This is a genomic window from Chloroflexota bacterium, assembly GCA_020850535.1.
Lineage (GTDB): Bacteria > Chloroflexota > UBA6077 > UBA6077 > JACCZL01 > JADZEM01.
On sequence record JADZEM010000138.1, the window covers coordinates 1 to 21,364 of the forward strand.

14 protein-coding genes, 2 tRNA genes and 2 rRNA genes are annotated in these 21,364 nt (G+C 68.9%); 10 read left to right on the forward strand and 8 right to left on the reverse strand.

The genetic code is table 11. The annotated features are described in order from the left end of the window. From IT306_20655 to IT306_20685, 7 genes are all read left to right on the forward strand, one after another. Nucleotides 1–315: ribosomal RNA gene (locus tag IT306_20655) — 23S ribosomal RNA — on the forward strand; the annotation flags it as partial. Nucleotides 316–467: 152 nt separating this feature from the next. Further along, a 5S ribosomal RNA gene (rrf, locus tag IT306_20660) occupies nucleotides 468–584 on the forward strand. A gap of 48 nt (nucleotides 585–632) precedes the next feature. After that, nucleotides 633–707, forward strand: a tRNA-Met gene (locus IT306_20665). Between the two features lie 319 nt (nucleotides 708–1,026). Further along, a tRNA-Glu gene (locus IT306_20670) sits at nucleotides 1,027–1,103 on the forward strand. Nucleotides 1,104–1,161: 58 nt separating this feature from the next. Beyond that, nucleotides 1,162–2,652 (forward strand): hypothetical protein, encoded by a 1,491-nt coding sequence (locus IT306_20675; protein ID MCC7370840.1) that lies wholly within the window; start codon nucleotides 1,162–1,164, stop codon nucleotides 2,650–2,652. Nucleotides 2,653–2,790: 138 nt separating this feature from the next. Beyond that, nucleotides 2,791–3,756 carry a 3-hydroxyacyl-CoA dehydrogenase family protein gene (locus IT306_20680; protein MCC7370841.1) on the forward strand — a complete coding sequence of 322 codons (966 nt, stop codon included), beginning with the start codon at nucleotides 2,791–2,793 and terminating at the stop codon, nucleotides 3,754–3,756. Between the two features lie 59 nt (nucleotides 3,757–3,815). Further along, on the forward strand, nucleotides 3,816–5,522 hold the full coding sequence (locus IT306_20685) for a DUF262 domain-containing protein (GenBank protein ID MCC7370842.1): 1,707 nt from the start codon (nucleotides 3,816–3,818) through the stop codon (nucleotides 5,520–5,522). A 31-nt stretch (nucleotides 5,523–5,553) separates the two neighbouring features. Here IT306_20685 and IT306_20690 read toward each other — a convergent pair whose 3' ends face one another. Both IT306_20690 and IT306_20695 read right to left on the reverse strand, forming a co-directional pair. Beyond that, on the reverse strand, nucleotides 5,554–7,257 hold the full coding sequence (locus tag IT306_20690; GenBank protein MCC7370843.1) for a hypothetical protein: 1,704 nt from the start codon (nucleotides 7,255–7,257) through the stop codon (nucleotides 5,554–5,556). A 9-nt stretch (nucleotides 7,258–7,266) separates the two neighbouring features. Continuing rightward, nucleotides 7,267–7,815 (reverse strand): hypothetical protein, encoded by a 549-nt coding sequence (locus IT306_20695; GenBank protein MCC7370844.1) that lies wholly within the window; start codon nucleotides 7,813–7,815, stop codon nucleotides 7,267–7,269. A gap of 267 nt (nucleotides 7,816–8,082) precedes the next feature. Between IT306_20695 and IT306_20700 the strand changes: the two genes are divergently transcribed. Beyond that, nucleotides 8,083–9,183, forward strand: coding sequence for an amidohydrolase (locus tag IT306_20700; protein ID MCC7370845.1), 1,101 nt, complete (start codon nucleotides 8,083–8,085; stop codon nucleotides 9,181–9,183). A 16-nt stretch (nucleotides 9,184–9,199) separates the two neighbouring features. On the opposite strand, the gene IT306_20705 is transcribed toward IT306_20700, so the two are convergent. The 6 genes from IT306_20705 to IT306_20730 all read right to left on the reverse strand — a co-directional run bounded on the left by IT306_20705 (nucleotide 9,200) and on the right by IT306_20730 (nucleotide 18,840). Further along, nucleotides 9,200–11,740: a tetratricopeptide repeat protein gene (locus IT306_20705; GenBank protein MCC7370846.1), complete on the reverse strand. Its 2,541-nt coding sequence runs from the start codon at nucleotides 11,738–11,740 to the stop codon at nucleotides 9,200–9,202. Nucleotides 11,741–12,250: 510 nt separating this feature from the next. Beyond that, nucleotides 12,251–13,360, reverse strand: coding sequence for a polysulfide reductase NrfD (gene nrfD / locus IT306_20710; protein ID MCC7370847.1), 1,110 nt, complete (start codon nucleotides 13,358–13,360; stop codon nucleotides 12,251–12,253). A gap of 1 nt (nucleotide 13,361) precedes the next feature. Next, nucleotides 13,362–14,315, reverse strand: a complete 954-nt coding sequence (locus tag IT306_20715) for a 4Fe-4S dicluster domain-containing protein (GenBank protein MCC7370848.1) — start codon at nucleotides 14,313–14,315, stop codon at nucleotides 13,362–13,364. Beyond that, nucleotides 14,312–17,446: a molybdopterin-dependent oxidoreductase gene (locus IT306_20720; protein MCC7370849.1), complete on the reverse strand. Its 3,135-nt coding sequence runs from the start codon at nucleotides 17,444–17,446 to the stop codon at nucleotides 14,312–14,314. The genes IT306_20715 and IT306_20720 overlap by 4 nt, the downstream gene beginning before the upstream one ends. 261 nt (nucleotides 17,447–17,707) lie before the next feature. After that, entirely contained in the window at nucleotides 17,708–17,878 is a 171-nt protein-coding gene (locus tag IT306_20725; GenBank protein MCC7370850.1) for a hypothetical protein, read from the reverse strand. 185 nt (nucleotides 17,879–18,063) lie between these two features. Beyond that, nucleotides 18,064–18,840: a response regulator transcription factor gene (locus IT306_20730; protein ID MCC7370851.1), complete on the reverse strand. Its 777-nt coding sequence runs from the start codon at nucleotides 18,838–18,840 to the stop codon at nucleotides 18,064–18,066. Between the two features lie 395 nt (nucleotides 18,841–19,235). Here IT306_20730 and IT306_20735 point away from each other — a divergent pair, with 395 nt between their 5' ends. Together IT306_20735 and IT306_20740 are read left to right on the forward strand one after the other, a co-directional pair. Beyond that, a complete protein-coding gene (locus IT306_20735; protein MCC7370852.1) occupies nucleotides 19,236–19,997 on the forward strand; it encodes an ABC transporter ATP-binding protein in 762 nt (253 codons plus the stop codon). Nucleotides 19,998–20,289: 292 nt separating this feature from the next. Next, entirely contained in the window at nucleotides 20,290–21,276 is a 987-nt protein-coding gene (locus IT306_20740; protein MCC7370853.1) for a universal stress protein, read from the forward strand. The last annotated feature ends 88 nt before the right edge of the window (nucleotides 21,277–21,364 follow it).

Genomic DNA, 21,364 nt, shown 5'->3' on the forward strand with positions numbered 1-21,364 from the left:
CAGAACGTCGTGAGACAGTTCGGTCTCTATCCGTCGTGGGCGCAGGGATCTTGACAGGAGCCGTCCCTAGTACGAGAGGACCGGGACGGACGGACCTCCGGTGTACCAGTTGTCCCGCCAGGGGCACCGCTGGGTAGCCGACGTCCGGCAGGGATAACCGCTGAAAGCATCTAAGCGGGAAGCTCGCCTGAAGATGAGGGTCCCCATCAGGTCAACTGAGTAAGGCCCCAGCAAGACTAGCTGGTTGATAGGCGGCGCGTGTACGCCCTGCAAGGGGTTCAGCGAAGCCGTACTAATGGCCGAGGGCTCATCGCCTCCCTCATGCACGACGCACGGCCGACAGGATCGCCTCTCGCTCTTCCCCCCATCGTCAGCTCGCTCGTCCTCGCGTGCGCATCGTCTCGACCATCAGCGTCGGGCCGCTGGGTGCGCGAGGCCGAACACGGCTTGACGACGCCAAGGCTGGCCCTGGTGGCGCTGGCGGAGTGGTCCCACCCGTTCCCTTCCCGAACACGGTCGTGAAACGCTCCAGCGCCGACGATACTGCGTGGGCAACTGCGTGGGACAATAGGTCGGTGCCAGGGCCTGCCTTGACGCTCTTCTGTCGAATCCGGTACCATTGCGGTACGCGACGCGGGATGGAGCAGTGGTAGCTCGTCGGGCTCATAACCCGAAGGTCGTTGGTTCGAATCCAACTCCCGCTACCAACGGAGCCGAGGTCATGGACCTCGGCTCTTTTTCGTGCGTCCTCTGCTCAGGGCGATTGCATGTTCATTGGTGTCCCTGAAGCATCATGGAACGGGCGGTCGGGGGTTGAAACCCCCGCCTACAGTCATTCCGTCGCTGCGCGACGGCCGTCGGGAACGGCAGGCACTGGCGCGTCGCGCAGCGACTGCAGGATCGTAGGCGGGGCTTTCAAGCCCCGACGCGGCGGCACGACACACCCAACATGCAATCGCCCTGGGCCTCTGCTGCAGCAGGCGGCAGCCACGGCGGCCCACATGGTACCCTTCTCTCGCACACGCTGCCCTCATCGTCTAGAGGCCTAGGACGCCGCCCTTTCAAGGCGGAGATCAGGGGTTCGAATCCCCTTGGGGGCACCACGCTCAGGCAGTTGCGCAGGCCGCCCAGGTAGGGCGGCTTCCTGGTTTCTGATGGGGTATGCTCGTCTTGCAACTGGTGGAGGACGAACCCGCGCTCATCGAGTCCGTCGAGGAGCAGGCGCGACTGGTTCTGGCGGCAGCATTGGACGCCACGCCGACCGTGCCGTCTCCTGCCGCCACCCCCACCCTTGCCCAGCCGGCCCCGCTGGCCCCGCCCTCGCCACCCGTCGTTAACGTGAGCGCGCTGCGCCGTGAGGCGCGGCTGAGACTGGCGCAGGTTCAATCCGGCCGGGGAGCACGGCGCGGACACACCAACGTCGGCGACGTCACCTCCGAACTTGCGGAGGCCGTCGAGCAGGCACAGCAGCTCCTTGCGGCCGGCGACGGCCGTGCGGCGCTCGCCGTGCTCGACATGTTGACCGAGGAGTTCTTCCAAGTCTGGGACGAGCTTGACGATTCTGATGGCGCGTCCTCCCTGTTCTTCGAAGATCTTGGCACGCTCTGGGCCGAGGCGCTGCTCACGGCCGAGTTGACGCCGCAGGAACGGCAGACCCGGACCCAGAAGTTCGAACCATGGCTGGAGGAGCTCTCGGACTACGGACTCGATGGCCACTTCGACGCGGCGCTCGTTGCCGCACGCCGGGGCTGGGACGATCCCCGTATCCACCGAGCACTGCGTGGCGAGGCCGAGGCCCCGGACGAGGATGGGGCAGATGCGAACGCCAGTGTCCCAACGTGGTCCGAAGAACTGCTCGACGCCTACCTGAACGTCCTCGAACGGCAAGGCTGCCACGAGGAGTATCTCAACCTCGCGAGGGCCGCTGACCAACGGCGTCGGTACGCCATCATGCTGGCACAGCTTGGACGAGGTGAGGAGGCGCTCGCCTCCGCGCGCGCCCACCTCACGACGGCGACGGCGGCTCACGACCTGGCGCTGGCGTTGTGGGACCGTGGCGACACGGCCCGCGCCGTCGAGAGCGCGGAGCTTGGCCTGACTCTCGACGGTCCCAAGGCGGCGCTGGCGTCCTGGCTGCGAGATCGGGCGGTCGAACTGGGCCAGACTGAGCGGGCGCTCGCAGCAGCAGAGATCGCGTTCAGGGACGCGCTGAGCCTCGACACCTATCTGAAAGTGCAAGAGCTGGCCGGGCCGGCCTGGGATGATCTGCGGCCCCGGCTGCTGGACCGGCTGCGGACGCGACGCTCGTACTACCCCCAGGGGCCAGTCGAGATCTTCCTGCACGAAGGATTGATCGACGACGCCATCGCCGCGGTCGACGGCGGCGCCACACACCGTCTGGTCGAGCTGGTCGCCGACGCGGCCAGCGCAACGCACCCTGACTGGGTCATCAAAGCTTCGCGCAAGCAAGCCGAGAGTATCATGGACGAGGGCAAGTCCCAGTACTACGGCAGCGCCGCGCGGTGGCTGGCCAGGGCGCGTGACGCCTACCTGGAGAGCGGTCGCGAGGCGGAATGGCGCGCGTACCTCGCGAGCCTCCTCGAACGGCACCGCCGCAAGTACAGCCTCGTGCCGCTGCTCAAGGCGCTCTGACGGCCATCCGCATGGATCGCCGTCAGGATGGATGGGACGCCGCTCGCGACAATGTCACCGGCGAGCACACCATCCTCGTGCGGAGCCGGCTCGGGCTGCCCGCCTGCTACGATCATGCGGTACCAGCGTGGGAGGCAGATGATGAGCGACCGGCGGGCGCAGATCGCCGTGATCGGCGCGGGCCTGATGGGCACCTCGATAGGCCTGGATTGGGCGCGGGCCGGCTTCTCGGTCACGATCTACGACAACGATCCTGACCGGGTGGAGTCCATCACGCGGCGCGCCCGGGAGATCGGGCAGGCGCTGGTGGAAGGCGAGGTCATCTCGGCGAACGAGCTGAACCTGGCAGTCGGGCGGATGACGGCGACGGCCGACCTTGGCGAGGCCGTGGCCCAGGCCGACTACGTGGCCGAGGCGATCGTCGAAGACCTCGCCGTCAAGCAGGCCCTCTACGCGGAGCTTGACGCCATCACCAGACCGGACGCGATCCTCGCCAGCAACACGTCGAGCCTGATGCCCTCCGCGCTGGCCGCCCCCACGAAGCGCCCCGAGCGGGTGCTCGTCGTCCACTACTTCAACCCCGGCCACCTGATCCCCGTGGTCGAGGTCGTGATGGGGCCGCAGACCGCCCCCGAGACGGTCGAGACGGCCACCCGGCTGCTGCGCGAGGCCGGCAAGACGCCGGCCGTCCTGAACAAGGAAGTGCCCGGCTTCATCGCCAACCGGCTGCAGTCGGCGCTGCTCCGCGAGGCGCTGGCGCTGGTGGAAGACGGCGTCTGCTCGATGGAAGACCTGGACGCGGTGGTCAGCCTCGGGTTCGGGCGGCGGCTGGCGGCGTTCGGGCCGTTCACCATCTCCGATATGGCCGGGCTGGATGTCTGGTACGCCATTACCAACTACCTGTATCCGCTGATCAGCGCCCAGCAGGAGGCGCACACGGCCCTGGTGGATCGGGTGCAGCGCGGAGATCTGGGCTTCAAGACGGGGAAGGGATTCTACGAGTGGTCCCCCGCTCAGGCGGCAGCCGCCCTCGCGAAGCGCGACGCCGAGCTGCTGCGCCACCTCCGCCCCCCAAAGGAGAACATCCCGGCCGAGGGCGACTGATCGAGCGACCGCACGACCCACCGGGTATGCCTCCCCAGAAGGTACGACGAAGCAGGCTGATGGCACGCACCAACCTCCTGAACACGCGCACGGTCAACTTCCTGGAACTGGTCGGCAACGGGCGGACATTTCACGTGCCCGCTTATCAGCGCGACTACTCCTGGCAGGAGGAGCAGTGGGAGGATCTCTGGAACGACGTGCAGACACTGCGCCAGGACCGCGACGAAAGCCACTATATGGGCGCACTCGTCGTGGAGGCTCGGTCTGATCGCGAGTTCGAGATCATCGACGGTCAGCAGCGGCTGGCAACCCTCAGTCTCCTGGCGCTGGCGGCTATCGACCGTCTCGGTGGTCTCGGCGCGAGTGGTGACGAGGTTGACCGCAACGCCGAGCGGGCCCGGGCGCTGCGCTCGCGGTTCATTGGCGAGAAGGATCCGGCCTCGCTGATCGAGAGCAGTAAGCTTTCGCTGAACCAGACGGACAACGCCTTCTACCAGGATTACCTCGTCCAGATCAGGGCGCCCCTGAACCCACGCGGGCTGGAACGCTCCAACCGGCTCCTCTGGGACTGCTTCCGCTACTTCAAGCGCTGCATCGAAGCCGATCCGTCGCTTGATGACGGTGAGCAGCTGGCCGGGCTTCTCTCGGAGGCGGTCGGGCGGCAGCTCATGTTCATCCTGATCACCGTCGAGGATGAGCTGAACGCCTACACTGTGTTCGAGACGCTGAACGCGCGTGGGTTGGAGTTGTCAGCAACCGACCTCTTGAAGAATTACCTCTTTTCGCGGGTGAAGGTCACTGCCGATCTTGAAGCGCTGCATCGTCGGTGGCTAGCGCTGATCGCAACGGTTCAGCAGGAGAGGTTCTCGGAATTCTTGCACTTCCACATGCAGACGCTGCATCCACAAGTGCGTCGTACACGCCTGTTCAAGCTCATCCGCGACTGCGTGCGGTCACCGCAGGACGTCTTCGCACTTATGGAGGCGCTCGAGGCTCGCGCCGAGCTGTTCGCTGCCCTGTCTGACCCGAACCACGAGTACTGGATCGACGCACCGGCCTGCCGCCCGCACATCCGCGCGCTGGTGCTGTTCCGGGTCAGCCAGATGACGCCGCTCCTGTTCGTCGCGCGCGAGCGACTCAGTCCGACCGTCTTCGAGCGGGTCCTGCGGCTCGTCAGCGTGATCTCGTTCCGCTACTCGGTGGTGAGCGAGCTCAATCCGAATGCGCTGGAGCCAGCGTACCACGCTGCCTCCCAGGCAATTCTTAACGGCACAGCACGGACACCGGCCGAGGTGTTTCGCCACCTTGAGTCCATCTACGTCAACGACAGTGCGTTTCGTGAGGCCATGCGGACTTTGGTCGTGCGGACCAGTGGGCAAAGTAAGCGCCTGGCCAGGTACATCCTGGCCGAGCTTGAAGCGGATGCCTCGGGCCGCGCTATTGATCCGGACACCGATCCGGGGACCGTCGAGTACATCCTGCCCGAGCATCCAACCGATTCCTGGGGTGAGGCGTTCCCACCGAGGTCGTGGGAAGCTGCCGTCTACCGGCTCGGGAATCTGACGTTGCTCGAAGCCACCAGCAATCGACGCCTCGGCAACGCCTCGTACGCGGAGAAGGTGGCCACCTATCCGGCGAGCCGCTACGTACTCACGCAGGCCATCCCCGAGATGGCTCCCGAGGAGTGGACGTTGCCGATCCTCGAACGCCGCCAGCAGGTGCTGGCCCAACGTGCCGTCCATATCTGGCGCGTCGACTTTAGCTGACGGCTGTAGGCATCGCGGGCGGGAGTGAAGACTACGTCCCTGAGAGCAGCCGGTCGGCCTCGTCGGGCGGCATCCTGACCGTCTGGATCGCCGTGCCGTTCGGCAGTAACCTTGTCACCGCGTTCCGTAGCTGCTCGGCCTCGTCGGCGCTGCCCGCCCGAATCACCAGCAGCGTCACCAGCGACGCAGCGGGTGTGACCGTGGCCGGCGTAGCGGCGGCGTCCTGCTCGGCCAGGGCGGCATCGCGACGGAAGACCTGGAGATGGTACGCCAGGAACAGGCCCGCCACCGCCGCCGCGCTGCCAGCATGCAGCACATCGCTGGTGTTGCTCGCCGTCCACGATTCGCCGAGGATCGCCCGGAGCACCTGGTACACCACGAAGACGCAGGCGCCCAGCAGCGTCAGCACCGTTGAAGCCAACGCTACAAACAGGTAGATCCGCCGCACCAGCGACCGCCGCGCCACCGACGCCACGACCTCGCTCTGCAACCGCCGCCAGGGGATCAGCCAGACCGGCAGGCCCACCAGCGCCAGCGTGGCGTACAGGCTGACCTGCCGCTGCCACCAGTACGGCATGAACGGCTCGCTGTTCGGCTGCACGATGAGATCCAGCACCGTCATCAGCAGCCCGATCAGCCCGCCGGCCAGCGTGGCGCTGCCCACCAGCGCCACGATATACCCGTAGATCCAGCGGATCGACGCCTGCCGCCCGACCTCCGTGGCCGCCGCCGCCTCGCGCCGGAGCACCGCGGCGTGGTACGCCCAGACCACCCCGAACACCAGCAGGTTCGCGATGCTCTCGCCGAGGTCGTCCTGGATCGATCCCCACAGGTCGCCGGCCTCCGCTGGGATCAAGGCCGAGCGTAGCGCCACGTACAGCATCTGGCCCAGGTTCCAGACCGTCCAGCTCACGGCCATCAGCAGGACGCCGTACAGGTAGACCTTCCGCAGCACCGAGTCTCGCTCGGGGGCGGGACCGCCCGCCCAGTAGAACAGCCGCGTGCTCCAGACCCAGGCTGCCAGCCAGACGCCCAGCCCGACAGTCGTCGAGCTGAGCTGGCCCGCCATCCCGAGCGCCTGCCACTGGCCCGCCGCGATCACCTGCCCACCGGTCGGCGCGAGGCGATCGAACAGCGTCTGGAGCAGATCAACGGTCCCGACGATCAGCAGCAGCAGGCCGATGGTCGCCAGCACGTAGACGCACCAGCGGCGGAGCGTCGCACCGGCCCCGGCTTCCGGGACGATGCGCGCATCGTCCCGGGCGATCTTCGCGTGGTACGCCCAGAGCACGCCGATGGTCAGCACCCTCGACAGTTGCGGCAGGACGCTGCCGGTCAGCAGATCGCTGGCCGAGTCCACGCCGAACAGTTGGCGCAGCACGTCGATCAGCAGACCGCGGCCCTGGTACACCAGCACCACGCCGCCCACCAGCAGCACCGCGTACAGGTACAGCTTGCGGATGCCAGACCGCCGCTCCGGGATCTCGTCGCGCGCGGTGATCCGCAGCGCCAGCCCCCAGTGGATCAGCCAGACCAGCAGCCCGATGCCGATCAGCGCCCCCGAGTAGCTGACCTCGCTGGCGAACGACCCCTGGGCGACCGTCTGGATCGGCCCGACGAACCGCTCAGCCAGAACGGTGAGGAGGATCTCCAGCAGGCCAGCCAGCCCGCCAGCCAGCATCCAGAGGGCTGCAAACGCGATCCCGTACAGGTAGACCCGACGCGCAACAATCACGGCAGAGCGCTACGTCAGCATGTACGAATCGACCGGCTGCGTCAGCCGCCACTGACCGTCCTCACGGATCAGCTTGACCGTGTAGGTCCGGTGCGAGGTCGAGGAGGAGAACGGGTCCGAGCGGGCGTAGAACCGGCTCACCGTGATCCTGGCTTCAGCCGTCGTCTCGGTCTGTTCCGTCGCTTCGACGATGATGCGGACGCTGTTGTCGTAGGTCGGGCGATAGGTGGTCGGGTTCTGCCGCTCGCGCGCCTCAGCCTGCGCGCGCGCCTCACGGGTCAGGTAGCTGCGAGCCTTCTCGGTATCGTTGGTGCGGACCGCCTCGATGTGGGCCTGCACCACGCCCGCCACGCTGGCCGGGTCTGCTGGCGGGGCTGTCCTCGGCGTTCGCAACAGCACCCCGACGACCAGCCCGGCCACGATCAGCAGGACGGCCCCCACCACGATGCCGACCAGGAAACGATCCGGCCCCGGGCGGACGGCCTCGGGCTGCGAGGCTGCCTGTCCGTCGACGGCCGACGGCGTTGCGGCGGGAGGTGGCGGCGGTGATGCAGACATCGACATCTCACAGTGTACGGTACGCCTCGTGCCGCCGGAAGGCAAGCCTTCTCTTCTCGCAGGCAATTGCACGTTGGACATGTCGTGCAACCTCGTCGGGGCTTGATGGCGTTTGACGACGTACTGCAGCAAGAACCCCGGGTGAGATCCTTCGTTGCGTTCGCAGGCTCACTTTGCTCAGGCTGACAGCGTGAGGGCACGCGTCGCTCGCTATTCGCTGCCCGCCTGCTACGATGCGCCCACGCAGTCCCGCATCGGAGCCTCTCGATGATCGTCGACGGTCACCACCACGTCTTTCCGTACCTGGGCGGCGCATCCGGCTTCCCGTCCGCTGAGGAGCATACCCGCCTGCTCCAGCGCCACTTCACGACGCACAACCAGGGCGCTCGGCGCGTAGCTGACAACGTGCTGGTGACCGAGCCGACCCTCTGGGACGGCAAGACGCCCGGCTACGAGGGGCTGCTGGACGTCGGCTTCCACGTCAGCACGCACGGCCGCTTCGAGTGGGAGAAGGACGGCGTCCCCTACTACATGCAGTGGCTGCCGCCCCACCTGGAGGGCAACGAGGCCAGCCCCGAGCGCGCCCTGGCCCAGATGCAGTACCTGGGGGTGGACCGCGCTCTGTTGCAGCGCGGCTACCTCTACGGGCTCATCGACGAGTGGCTCGCCGAGATCGTGCGGCGGCATCCCGACAAGCTGCGAGGCTGCCTCTGCGTGGACGAGAGCCATCTGGAGCGTGAGAGCGAGATCCGCCATCTCCAGCGCTGCGTCCGCGAGCTTGGCCTGACGGCGCTCTACATGGACAACGACCGCTTCTGGTCTGGCGCGCAGGGAGCAGACTTCGGGGCCGCCCCGTACGTGCCGTTCTGGGAGGCCGTCCAGACGCTCGGCATTCCCGTGCTCTGGGACATTCGCTTCGTGCAGCGGCGGACGCTGGCCGCCTACCTGGGCGAGGTCGAGCGGCTGCACCGGCTGGCTCGCCAGTTCCCGCGGATTCGCCACGTCCTGACACACGGCATCCCCGCCCACGGCATGGCCGACGGCGGCAGAATCCCCGACGAGATCGTGGCGCTGCTCCGCGAGCCGAACGTCACGCTGGAGCTGCTCTTCCCGCTGCTGTACGGCGCCACCTGGGAGTACCCCTACGCCGAGGCCCAGCCGATCATCCGCGAGCTGTACGAGCGGCTCGGCGCGAGCAAGCTGCTCTGGGGCTCGGACATGCCGAACGTCGAGCGGAGCTGCACCTACCGCCAGACGCTCACCTACCTGACGCGGCACTGCGCGTTCATCCCGGCAGCAGACCTGGACCGGATCATCGGGGAGAACGCGAACGAGCTGTACTTCAGCCTGCAACCGGCTGGTGCCTAGCGCGGGGGCGCGCCGTCTACCTCGGGCGGCACCAGAACTGGTACATCGCCGAGAACGTGCCCGGCTGCTCGGCCTCGAACTGGTCCCACGCGGCCAGATCCAGCAGCGCGCCCGGCTGCGGGAACCGCGCCTGGAACCGCTCGCGGACCTCGCGCGTCACGTCGAACCCGAGAAACTGGAGACCCAGCTCCTCCAGGCAGGCCCCGATCCGCGGCACGGTGAAGCGGTGTTCCTGGACGTGCATCGCCAGGTCACGGAAGCCGCTCTGGGAGTAGAAGTCCCAGAAGCCGGTCAGCCGTGCGGCCGGGTGCTCCGGCGGCAGCTCGACGATCTGGCGGCGGGCGGCGCGGATGCCGTCTGCCGTGGACGGGATGGCCTGCTCGGCCAGCAGCGCGCGCGCCGCCACGATGCCCGCCCGCGCCCGCTCGCTGTACAGTGCGATGCTCATCAGCCCATCCGGGCGCAGCAGCCGGCGCAGCACCCGCCAGCCGGCCATCGGATCGGCCAGGTGGTGAAGCACGCCAGCGCACTCGATCAGCGCGAACCGCCCCTCCAGCACGCCGAGCGCCAGGATGTCGGCATGGGCCAGACGGAGGTTCGGCACGGCCATCTGGGCCGCCATCCGCGCCCCGTAGCCCAGGCTCGTGCGGCTCAGATCGACGGCCAGCACGTCGGCCTCGGGCAGGCGCAGCGCCGTCTGGATCGGGTGCTGGCCTGTGCCGGCCCCGGCCACCAGGACCGGCAGCGGCGTCGGCCAGGCCGGGACCGGCTCGCCAGGGCAGAGCGCCCGGAAGCGCACGGCCAGCGGCTCGATGGCCCGGAAGCGCGCGGCCCGCCAGCGTGGATACGGGTTCTCTTCGTACATCGCCTGGACCGCCTGCGAGACGCCCTCCGCGATGGGCGTCAGACTGGGCAGCTGGGCAGCCAGCCGGGCCTCGCTGAGCGGCTCGCGCACCTGCTCCCGCAGGACGGCGCGGAACGGCTCGCTCCAGCAGGCGTCCGGCAGCACCGACAGCCGGTCCGCGCCCGGCAGCGCGCCGATCCGCCGATACATCCCCACCAGCAGCAGGCGGCCCTCCGCGGACGCGAGGTCGGCGGCGGGATCGGCCAGCAGGGCGGCCAGCCCGTCGGCGAGGGCGTCGAGGCGGCTGGCCTCGTCCTCTTCCACCAGCCAGGCGTACTCGGTCAGGAAGGCGGCCCCAGCCAGCGCGCAGAGGAACGGGTACGGCAGGGGCAGGGAACGGTCCCCGTCTGGGTCCGTCGCCCGGAGCAGCACCGAGCGGCGGAGCGCCGTCAGCACCCGCTCGACCTCCGGCAGGCAGAAGACCACGCGCGGCAAGGCCGCCAGCACCATCGGCTCGTCGGTCAGGGCCGGTGGGAGCGGCAGCCCGGCCGCCAGCGGATCGATACCCTGCCTGACGGCTGCGAGCAGGTCCGGGAACTCCGGCGCGCCGACGATCAGCCGCCCGATGGGCGTCGCCAGCTCCTGGATCGGGAAGCGGTCATCGCGGACGGCGCGCAGCAGCCCGGCCCGCACGATCTCGGCAGTCCGCCCATCGAGCGGCGCGGCCATGTCCTGCAACGCCTCGACCAGCCGGTGCCGCAGCTCGCGGTCCTCTGGGAACCGCTCCAGCCCGCCCACGACAGCCGACAGCGCCGTGAGCGGCTCGCCGGCCGCCAGCCAGCAGCGCGCGAGGTGATCGTGGACGCGTACATCCTCTGGCTCGACCGCCGCCAGGCGTGCCAGCAGCCCGGCCGCCGCCCGATACTGCCCCTGTCCCTGCTCGAGGCCGGCCAGCCCGCGCAGGGCCGCCCGGTGGTCTGGCTGCAAGGCCAGCGCCCGCTCGAAGTAGGGGCGGGCGTCCTGCAGGCGATCCATCTCGTGCAGGAGGATGCCGAGGTTCCCCTGTGCGTCGGCGAAGTCCGGCCGCAGGCGAATCGTGGCGAGGTACGCGACGATGGCTTCCTCGGCGTGGCCCTCGGTGCGGAGGGCGTTGCCCAGGTTGTAGTGGGCGTCAGCGTGCTCGGGCCGCAGCTGAATGGCGCGGCGCAGTGCGACCAGCCCGGCCGCGTTCTCGCCCTGCTGGATCAGGGCGTTGCCCAGGTTGTAGTGGGCGTCCGGGCTGTCTGGCTGGAGCTGGGCCGCCCGCCGGTACGCCGCCACGGCCGGCTCGGTCTGCCCGAGCGCCAGCAGCGCGTTCCCGAGGTTCAGGCGGAACGTCGGCGCGTTCGGACGGTGGGCAATGGCGCGCTCGATCAGCGGGACGGCGGCGGCCGGCTGCCCGACCTGCAACGCCAGCACGCCGAGCAGATGCAGTGCGTCTGGCTGCTCCTCGTCCAGCGCCAGCACCTGCCGGTACAGCGCCTCGGCCTCGACGAGCTGGCCGGCCTGGTGGCCGCCAACAGCAGCCTGCAGCAGCTCAGAGACCTGTGCCGCGACGGCCGCCGAGAGGGGCGGACGGGGCGCAGCGAGCGGCTGCGGCGTGTGCGCGGGCGGCTGGCGCGCCGCACGCGCGGGCACGAGGCGGCGGGGTGCGTTCCGTGCTGGACGTCGCATCGACGTCTCTCCTCCAGTGAGCCGCCACGTGGCAGCCGCCCTCATGGCGAGAAAAACGGCCGGCGGGAGCCGAACGGGATGCCCGCCGCCTGCGAGCGTGACAGTCGATCCCCCAGGAACGTGCCCTGACTCCGCGGGAGTGCAGCACCATGGTGAAAGGGCGGGATGTTATCCGGACCCCATTCGGCAAGCTCAGGGCTAGCTACGCGAGGCACGAACGTCCTCCACGTCATCCCGACCGCGGCGAGGCACGACCACCCCTCCGTCATCCCGACCGCGGCGAGGCACGAGCGAAGTGGAGGGATCTTCCTCAGCCTCGGTGCTCAGTCGACCGGAGAAGATCCCTCGACTTCACTCGCAAGCTCGTCTCGCTCGGGATGACGAGTTCCTGGCGCAAGCTCGTTTCGCTCGGGATGACGGGGTCCTGGCGCAAGCCTTGCTCCGAGCCTGCCGCATGCGCCCACTCCGCTTGCGGTGACAGAGCGGCCGGCGCCCTGAACGTGACGGCGGCTACGTCGATGGCGACGTGCGGCTGGCCGTAAGCGCGAACGTCGCGGCGGGGTCGTCGGCGGAGCGCCGGCCCCCGAACACCATCGTCGTACGCAGCATGAACCCGCCCGCCAGCACCAGCGCCGAGGCCAGGATCGTCCGCTTGCGCGATGGCAGCTCGTCGTGGGCCAGGGCCGGCCACTGGAGGGCCAGCGGCGCCAGGATGCCCAGCCCGATGATCTCCAGCAGGTAGACCCACAGGTTTCGGCCTGCCGTCAGCGGCCGCCCGATGACCCGCCCGGGCACGATCCGCACGGCCAGCACCAGGATCAGCTCGGCCAGCAGCGCCAGCGCGTCCAACCGTTCCAGCCGGCGCAGGCTCTCACGCGGGGCGCGCGGCGTCAGGGCCAGCACCAGGGCGATGGCGGCGGTGCTGGTGCTGACGGCAGACGTGAGGAAGAGCGGCCCGAGCAGCAGCGCGTTCTTCGCCCAGAGCGGGACGGCCGTGGCGCCCAGCAGCACCCCGGTGTAGCCGCCCAGGAAGGAGGCCGACCCCAGCCCCGCGAACGCCACCAGCCGGGCCGGGTGCGCCCGCAGGAACCGCGAGAACAGCCAGCGTCGAGGCATCAGCCCGTCGTTGGCGGCCTGCATCAGCGTTGAGAGCATCGAGAAGGCGCTGTACGAGAGGAGACCCCAGACGCCGACAGACATCGGTGAGCGGAACTTGAAGACCCGGAGCATGTTCAGGAAGCGCTCGGGGCGGCCCAGGTCGAGGATCAGGAGGATCGGGCAGGGCAGCAGCGCCGCGAACGAGACGTAGCGGCCGGCCCGCGCGATGGGCTTGCCGCCGGCGCCGCCGAACCACTCGGCGATGGTCGCCACCAGGTAGCTGCCGCTGGTCAGGCCGCCCAGGAAAAAGTACCAGACCACCAGCCATTCCCAGTGCGGCTTGTGGATGACCGGCACGCCGTAGTACGAGTTGCGGGCCTCGTCGCCGGCCGAGCGCCCGCCCCGCTTGCGGCGGACCTCCCAGCGTCGCTCGTAGGTCGCGGTGAGGCCGTCGCCGTCCGCCTGCTGCCCGCGTCCGCCATCGTGTGCGCCGCGCCCGTCGCCGGGGCCGTGCTCGGCCACCTCAGCGCCCCCGCAGCGAGAAGATCGCCATCGCGCCGAGCGCCAGCGCCGCCCCGATAGTGGACCACGAGGCCGGGAACGTCCGACTCTGCGGCAGCTCCGGCCGGGCCGGCAGGTTGTAGGTCTCCGGCGGGGCCGTCAGGATGAAGAAGGCGTTCAGGCCGTCCATGCCGCCGGTCCCGCCGACCGCCCGGTCGCCGTAGATGTAGGCCGTCTTCGCGCCGCGCTCGCGAAGGCTGCCGACGCGCTCGCGGGCGCGGGCCATCAGCGTCTCGATGGGACCGAACTGGATGCTGTCGGTGGGGCAGGCTTTGGCGCAGGCCGGCTCCAGCCCGACGTTGGTGCGGTCGTAGCAGAGCGTGCACTTGTGGACTTTGCCATCAAAGAGGCTCAGCTCCGGCACGCCGAACGGGCAGCACGGCACGCAGTAGCCGCAACCGTTGCAGATGTCCTGCTGGATGAGCACGGTGTCCTGCTCGGTGCGGATGATCGCGCCCGTCGGGCAGGCCTCCATGCAGCCGGCGTTGACGCAGTGCTTGCAGACATCGCTCTGCATCAGCCAGTGGCTCTGGAAGGGCGGCAGCTCGGTGGGGGCGTGACCCCCGCTGGTGAGGCCGCCCCCGGCGTGGCCGCCAGGCATCCCATCGGTCCCGACCGGCCCCCCCATCTGCTCCACGAACGCCACGTGCCGCCAGGTCGTCGCGCCGAGGTCGCGGGTGTTGTCGTAGCTGGTGGCCGAGAACCCGAAATTGTCCATCGGCAACTGGTTCCACTGCTTGCAGGCGACCTCGCACGCCTTGCACCCGATGCAGAGCGTGGTGTCGGTCAGGAAGCCGGTCGCGCCGGGGCGCGCGCCGGTTGTGCCGATCTCCCCGAGCACCAGCCCATGTGTCGAGACGGCATCAGCCTGTGGCGGGACAGCGCCCGGCAGCAGCGGGATCGGCAGCAGGCTCATGCGGATGGGGCTCCGGTCGGGCGCGAACGGCCGGGGCGCAGGCGGCCCGGGCGCAGGTTGCAGGTCAGCGATTTTGCCTCATGGATGCGGGAGTTCGGGTCTTCCACCAGGGCGATCAGGTCGTTGGCGATAGCGCCCGTCGCCAGCCCGCCATACCCGAAGTGCCAGGGCATCCCGATCTGGTGGAGGGTCCGTCCGTCCACCGTGAGCGGGCGCAGCCGATCCGTCACCAGGGCGCGCGTCTCGACCTCCCCACGCAAGGTCGAGACCACGACCCAGTCGCCGTTGTCGATGCCGAGGCTGGCCGCAAGCTCGGTCCCGATCTCCGCGAACCCCTCCGGCTGCAACTCGGCCAGCCAGGGCACCCACCGACTCATCCCACCGGCCGTGTGGTGCTCGGTGAGGCGATAGGTGGTCAGGACGTACGGGAAGCGCGGATCGGCCGGCTCGTGGTAGCGGTTGTCCGGGCGGTCGAAGGCCGGGGCGACCGGGCTGCGCTCCTGCCCGGGGTAGAGCGCGTTGCGGACGGGCGACTCCCACGGCTCGTAGTGGGTCGGCAGCGGGCCATCCTTGAGGCCGGCCATCACGAACAGCGCGCCCCGGCCATCGGCCATCCGCACGAACGGCGCATCGCCAGGGTGAGCGGCCAGCCCCTTCGCGTCGGGCGGCGGCTGGTAGGCGGGCGGTTTGGTGGCCGGGAAGTCTGGCTCATCGTGGCCGGTCCAGCGGCCTTGCGCTTCGTCCCACCAGACCCAGGCCTTGCGCTCGCTCCAGGGGCGGCCCTCGGGATCGGCGGAGCAGCGGTTGTAGAGGATACGACGGTTGCCGGGCCACGCAAAGCCCCAATCGAGGAAGGCGCGGCCCTCGGCGTGGCGGCTCCGCGCGAGGTTCTTGCCCGGCTCCGGCATGATGCCCGAGTAGATCCAGCAGCCGCAGGCCGTCGAGCCGTCATCTTTGAGGGCGGCGTAGCCAGGCACCAGCGCGCCATCCGCCACCGTGTGGCCGTTGATCTCCCGCACGACGGCTTCCAGCTCGATCTCGCCGAGCGGGCCGTGGGTCGGGTACTCCCAGGTGATGGCGCGGATCTGGCGGCCGGCCGGGCTGTTGTCGTCGGCGTACAGCTCGCGCAGCCGGCGGCCCAGCTGATAGACGAAGTCGGCTTCGGAACGGCACTCGGCGGGCGGCTCGACGGCCTTGTCGTGCCACTGCACCAGCCGGTGGGTGTTGGTGAACGAGCCTTCCTTCTCGGCGGCCACGGCCACCGGCATCAGGAAGATCTCGGTCTTGATGTCGGCGGGGCGGACCTTGCCCTCGCGGACCTCTGGCGCGTCGTACCAGAAGGCGGCCGTCTCGATCTCGTGGATGTCGCGGACCACCAGCCAGTCGAGATTCGCCAGCGCCTGCCGCCCCAGCACCGAGTTCTGGCCGCCCACGGCCGGGTTCATGCCCATGCAGAACAATCCCTGCATCAGGCCGTCCTTCATCTGGAGCAGCATCGCCTGGAACGAGTGGTCGGCGTCGATCTTCGGGAGCAGGTCGTAGGCAAAGTCGTTGTCGGGCTGGGCCGCCTCGCCGTACCAGGCTTTGAGCAGGCTGACCATGTACTTCGGCAGCTCGTACCAGATGCCGGTGTCGAGCTTCTCGGCGTCCAGGAAGCCGTCGAGCGAATGGTGCGCTTCCGAGGCGACAGTCGGCATCGGGATGTAGCCGGGCAGCAGGTTGTAGAGGGTCGGGATGTCGGTGCTACCCTGGATGGTGGAGTGCCCGCGCAGCGCCATGATGCCGCCGCCCGGCCGCCCGATGTTGCCGAGCAGCAACTGGAGCAGGGCGCAGCAGGCGATCATCTGCGAGCCGGTGGTGTGCTGGGTCCAGGCGACGGCGTAGCAGAACGCGGTGGTGCGCTCCCGCCCGGAGTTTTGCGCGACGGCCTCGGCGACCTTCAGGAAGAGATCCTGTGGGACGCCGCAGCTCTGCTCGACCATCTCCGGGGTGTACCGCGCAAAGTGCCGCTTGACGATCTGGAAGACGCAGCGGGGGTCTTGCAGGGTCGGGTCGGTGGGGGTTGACCGCGGCGAGCCGCCGGACGGCGCGCCCTCGCGGGGCTGGGCGTCCTGCGAGGCCGCATGGCGCGCGCTGCCGTTCTCCGCGTGTGCCTGCTGGTTCCACGAGGACGGATCGTAGCGCTGGCCGTCGGTGTCGAAGCCGGAGAAGAGGCCGCCGAGATCCTCGGTGTCGGCGTACCCCTCGTCGATCAGGGCCGAGGCGTTGGTGTAGTGGCGGACGTACTCGTCGAAGTAGCGCTCGTGGGTCACCACGTAGTTGACCAGCGCGCCCAGGAAGACGAGATCGCTGCCGGCCCGGATCGGCACGAACAGGTCGGCCATGGCCGAGGTGCGCGAGAAGCGCGGATCGATGTGGATGACCGTCGCGCCGCGCTCCTTGGCCTGCATCACGAAGCGGAACCCGACCGGGTGGTTCTCGGCCATGTTCGAGCCCATGATGACGATGCAGTCGCTGTTGGCAAGGTCATTCAGGGTGGTGGTCGCGCCGCCGCGCCCGAGTCGGGTGCCCAGACCGGGCACGGTGGAGCTGTGTCATATGCGGGCCTGGTTCTCGACGGCGACGATCCCCAGCCCAGCCGTGAACAGCTTCTTGATCAGGTAGTTCTCTTCGTTGTCGAGGGTCGCGCCGCCCAGGTGCCCGATAGCCGTGGTCCGGTTGACGGTGACGCCGTCCGCGTTCTGGTGCTGGAAGGTGGCGTCGCGCGTCTCCTTGACCCGCTGCGCGATGCGCTCCATCGCCCAGGCCAGCGGGCGCTCCTCCCAGCGGTCGGAGAAGGGCGCGCGGTACTTGACGGTCTTGAGCCGGTGGGGGCTGGCGATCAGGCCGGAGGTCGCGGCCCCCTTCGGGCAGAGGGTGCCGCCGTTGATCGGACTGGCGTCGTTCCCCTCGATGTCGAGGATCTGGCCGTCTCTGGTGTAGACCAGTTGCGAGCAGCCGACAGCGCAGTACGGGCAGACGCTGACGGTGACCTCAGCATCCTGGATGCGGGCGTGCAACTGCCTGGTGTGTGCGCTGACGGGGCTGGGGACCATCCCGACGTGCTGCTTGAGAAGGTCGATCAGGCCCATGCCGGCGTGCGCTCCGTGCCGAGAGGATGTCCGCAGCCGTTGGGGACGGCGCAGTCATGCTAGCACGTCGGGCGCAGCTCACCACACGATCCGGCAGTCGGCGCCGAGCGACTGCATGGTCATTGGTGTTCCCGAAACGCCGTCAAACGAGCGGTCGGGGCTGCACGACGAGACCAGCAGGCGATCGCCCTGGAGATGCCTGCGTTGACGCCCCGTCGTCGGGGGTTGATGATGTTCGACGAATTGCCGCGGTAAACGCCATCAACCGCCGGTTGGGCGCCATGTGCCCGAAGGGGCGGAGGCGGCGTCCCCGCAGATGATGAGCTTGAGGTCGCCGTTGGTGGCGTCGTAGTAGCTGACGACCGGATAGCCACTGGCGTTCAGTTGCAGCGAAGTGAACAGGCCGACATAGCCCGACGAGTCGAGCGTCACAAGTCGAGCGTCACAATTGGGTTGACCGGCGTCGGCGTCGCTGTCGGTGCCCTTCGTCCGCTCAGGTTCGTCTCGCTGGTGGCTGCAAGACGATCAGGCTGCTGATGCCGAGAGGCAGGACCGTACTGGTGAGCCGAGCAAGCATGGAGCGCACGCGACCTTGAGTGGTGTGCTGACAGGCGACCTCAGTGGCGGCGGTTCCAGGCGCTGTCCGCGATGACCGAGGCCTCGTCCAGGGTGCAGGGCGGCGTGACGCCGTTCGGGTGCAGCCAGTGATCCTCGTGGATGAACGTGTAGCCGACGCCGCGCACCGTCTCGATGTAGTGGGGGCCGCCCGGCCGCTCGATCTTCGAGCGCAGCCGGCTGATGAAGACCTTCAGATGGTCCGGCGTGTGGCCGTACTCAGCGCCCCAGACGCGATCCAGCAGGGCCTCGTGGGGCATCAGCCGGCCGGCGTTGCGGACGAGGTGATAGAGCAGCTTGTACTCGACGGGTGTCAGCTTGATCGGCTCGCCCGCCAGGCTGACCTGCCGATCCCGAAAGTTGAACACCAGGTCGCCGATCACGAGGTCGGGCAGGGCGCGCTCGGGCGGGAGCAGATCGGCGCGGCGCAGGATCGCTTTGATCCGGGCGATCAGGACGAGGTAGCTGCACGGCTTCAGGACATACTCGTCCGCGCCAAGCTCCAGGGCGCGGATCTGGTCGGCGTCGTCCGTCCGCGCCGAGAGCACGATGATCGGCACGTCGGAGACGCGGCGCACCTGACGCAGCACGTCGAATGCGGAGCAGTCCCCGAGGGCCAGTTCGAGCAGCAGCACATCAGGATCGTGCTCGAAGAAGATCTGCACGCCGCGCTCGCCATCCGGGGCCGTCAGGACGACCACATCGTGCCAGTGGAACTGGAGCGCAGCCGTCAGGCCGTCAAGCGTCGCAGGATCGCGATCGATGGCGAGGATTTTCATGATAGCTACTTTCGTACTGCCTCTGGGGATTCCACGGCCCGCATCGGTTGGCAGCCTGACGGCCTTCCACTTCAGATCGTGACAGATCCGTCAGCAGGAGGGCAGGTGCGAACGTCCCCTACGGAGACGGTCGGCTGTCCTGTGACAGGGTCGGATGCGCCCGGGCAGCAGCGGCAACTCTGGATGATTGACCCGCCCGAAGCTGGTCGAACGCCCCCTGTGCAGACGGCCGGCGCGCGCGAGTATGAAGGTGGGAGTGAGGGCAGCATCCCCAGTTCAGGCCGCGCAGCGGCAGGGAGGTCGGGGAGATGGCAGCGACGGCAACGATGCAGACAGCGGCCCCGAGCCGCGCACGTGAAACCTCACGAGCGGAGTTGACGCCTGCCCCGGTTCGGATGGAGCCACCGGCTACCGGCCGACCGCCAGTCATCCGCGTGGAGCGGCTCTGCAAGCAGTACGTCGCTGGCAGCACTGTGGTGGCGGCCCTTCGCGACGTCGATCTCGAGGTGCGGCCGAGTGAAATGGTCGCGGTGATGGGGCCATCCGGCTCCGGCAAGTCTACCTTCATGAACGTGATCGGCTGCCTGGACCGCCCGACGAGCGGCCGGTACTGGCTCGACGGCATCGAGGTCTCGACGCTTTCGGCCGACGAGCTTGCCGACCTGCGTAACCAGAAGATCGGGTTCATCTTCCAGGGGTTCAACCTGTTGCCGCGCATGGATGCGCTTGGCAACGTGATGCTGCCGATGGTGTACGCCGGCCTGCCAGCGGACGAGCGGCGCGAACGCGGCATGGCGGCGCTCGAGGCGGTCGGGTTGCAGGATCGGGCGCAGCACCGCTCGAACGAGCTGTCTGGCGGGCAGATTCAGCGGGTTGCCATCGCGCGGGCGCTGGTCAACGGCCCCAGCCTGATCCTGGCAGACGAGCCGACCGGGAACCTGGACAGCAGGACCAGTATCGAGATCATGGCGATCCTCCAGCGGCTCAACGCCGAGGGCGCGACCATCATCATCGTCACGCACGAAGCCGACATCGCGGCCCACGCGAGCCGGATCGTGACGTTTCGTGACGGCCGGGTGGTGGGCGACAACGTGGTGGCGCACCCCGCGTCGGCCGAGGCCACGCTTGCAGCGTGGCCCAGGGCCGAGCAGGAGTAAGAGACGCAGATGGTGAGAGCGGGGCGCTGCCGAGCCGGACGTTGAATCAGCCCTGAGACCACCAGCAAACATCAACGCGCCGTTCACCGCCGGCAACCTGTCGGGATACCTCTCTGCGCGACCATCCTGGTGGGAGGACGTGTTCCTGGCGTGCCGTCCCCATGAGGCGCGTGGCCTGGACGAGGCCCAGGCGTCCCATAGCCAATCACGGACGATCCGCTCGGGGCCAGCAGGCGGCTGACCGAGCCGCAGGTCGCGCTTCCAGGCCGGATCTGGTCAGGGGGAGATCGACATGCGAACCACCATTCTGGTCCCACTTGACGGGTCCGAGTTTGCCGAGCGCGCCGTGCCGTACGCGGCACAGTTGGCCGTGACCATGCAGGCCCACCTGATCCTCTTTCACGTCATGCACGACGTGCCCGCACCGGTCCGCGCCTGGAACGAACTGGATATCGCCGCCAGGATCGAGCACCTGGCCGGCCAGCTACGGATGAACGGCGTCCAGACGACCGCCCAGACCGTCGTTGGCGAGCACCCGGCCGCGCGCATCTTGCGGGCCGCCGACGAGCAGAAGGTTGACATCCTGGTCATGTCCACCCACGGGGCGAGCGGCCTCGGGCGCTGGCTCTACGGCAGCGTCGCCGACGCCGTCCTGAATCAGGCCCGCGTGCCAGTCCTGCTGGTCCCGTCCACCAGCCACCATCCCTGGCCGAAGGACCGGCCGCTGAAGGTGATGGTGCCGCTCGACGGGTCGGACCTCTCCGAGGCGGCCCTTGGCCCCGCTCGGAAGATGGCCCAGGCCATCGGCGGCCAGCTTCTGTTGACCCGGGTGGTCGAGCCGACCCCGGACATCGTCGATGGACTCGATCCGCTGAGCCTGTCGTTCCGACGCCCCGGCGAGGCTGACCTTGAGATGGCCCGGGCCTACCTCGACGACCTCGCAGCCGCCCAGCAGCCGACCGAACAGCCGGTCGATACCCTGGTGGATGAAGGGCGCCCGGGGACGGTGCTCGCGGCCCTCGCGCGGCAGGAAGGCGTTGACCTGATCGTCATGGCGACGCACGGCCGAACCGGGCTGGCGCGGCTGACGATGGGGAGCGTCGCCACTGCGACAGTGCAGCGGGCCCACGTGCCAGTGCTGCTGGTCCGGCCGGAAGCGTTGAGCCGGCGGGCAGAGGAGGTGATGACCGATTCGGAAGAGCGTGTCGACGAAGCCGTGCTCAACGCCTGGCCGCCCGTCGGAGACGCGCATGCATGCGTCACGCGCTTGCAGGTGTGACAGCGACGCCTCGGCGGCGCGGGCAGGCCTCCCAAGCGTGCCCATCACGGACACCCAGCTGACCAGCCTGCTCTGATCAGCCTGCTCG

Bases quoted from the DNA above. Each gene is read 5' to 3' on its own strand.
- IT306_20675 (MCC7370840.1), top strand. From the start codon at position 1,162: ATGCTCGTCTTGCAACTGGTGGAGGACGAACCCGCGCTCATCGAGTCC.
- IT306_20680 (MCC7370841.1), top strand. From the start codon at position 2,791: ATGATGAGCGACCGGCGGGCGCAGATCGCCGTGATCGGCGCGGGCCTG.
- IT306_20685 (MCC7370842.1), top strand. From the start codon at position 3,816: ATGGCACGCACCAACCTCCTGAACACGCGCACGGTCAACTTCCTGGAA.
- IT306_20695 (MCC7370844.1), bottom strand. From the start codon at position 7,815: ATGTCTGCATCACCGCCGCCACCTCCCGCCGCAACGCCGTCGGCCGTC.
- IT306_20700 (MCC7370845.1), top strand. From the start codon at position 8,083: ATGATCGTCGACGGTCACCACCACGTCTTTCCGTACCTGGGCGGCGCA.
- IT306_20705 (MCC7370846.1), bottom strand. From the start codon at position 11,740: ATGCGACGTCCAGCACGGAACGCACCCCGCCGCCTCGTGCCCGCGCGT.
- IT306_20715 (MCC7370848.1), bottom strand. From the start codon at position 14,315: ATGAGCCTGCTGCCGATCCCGCTGCTGCCGGGCGCTGTCCCGCCACAG.
- IT306_20730 (MCC7370851.1), bottom strand. From the start codon at position 18,840: ATGAAAATCCTCGCCATCGATCGCGATCCTGCGACGCTTGACGGCCTG.
- IT306_20735 (MCC7370852.1), top strand. From the start codon at position 19,236: ATGGAGCCACCGGCTACCGGCCGACCGCCAGTCATCCGCGTGGAGCGG.
- IT306_20740 (MCC7370853.1), top strand. From the start codon at position 20,290: ATGCGAACCACCATTCTGGTCCCACTTGACGGGTCCGAGTTTGCCGAG.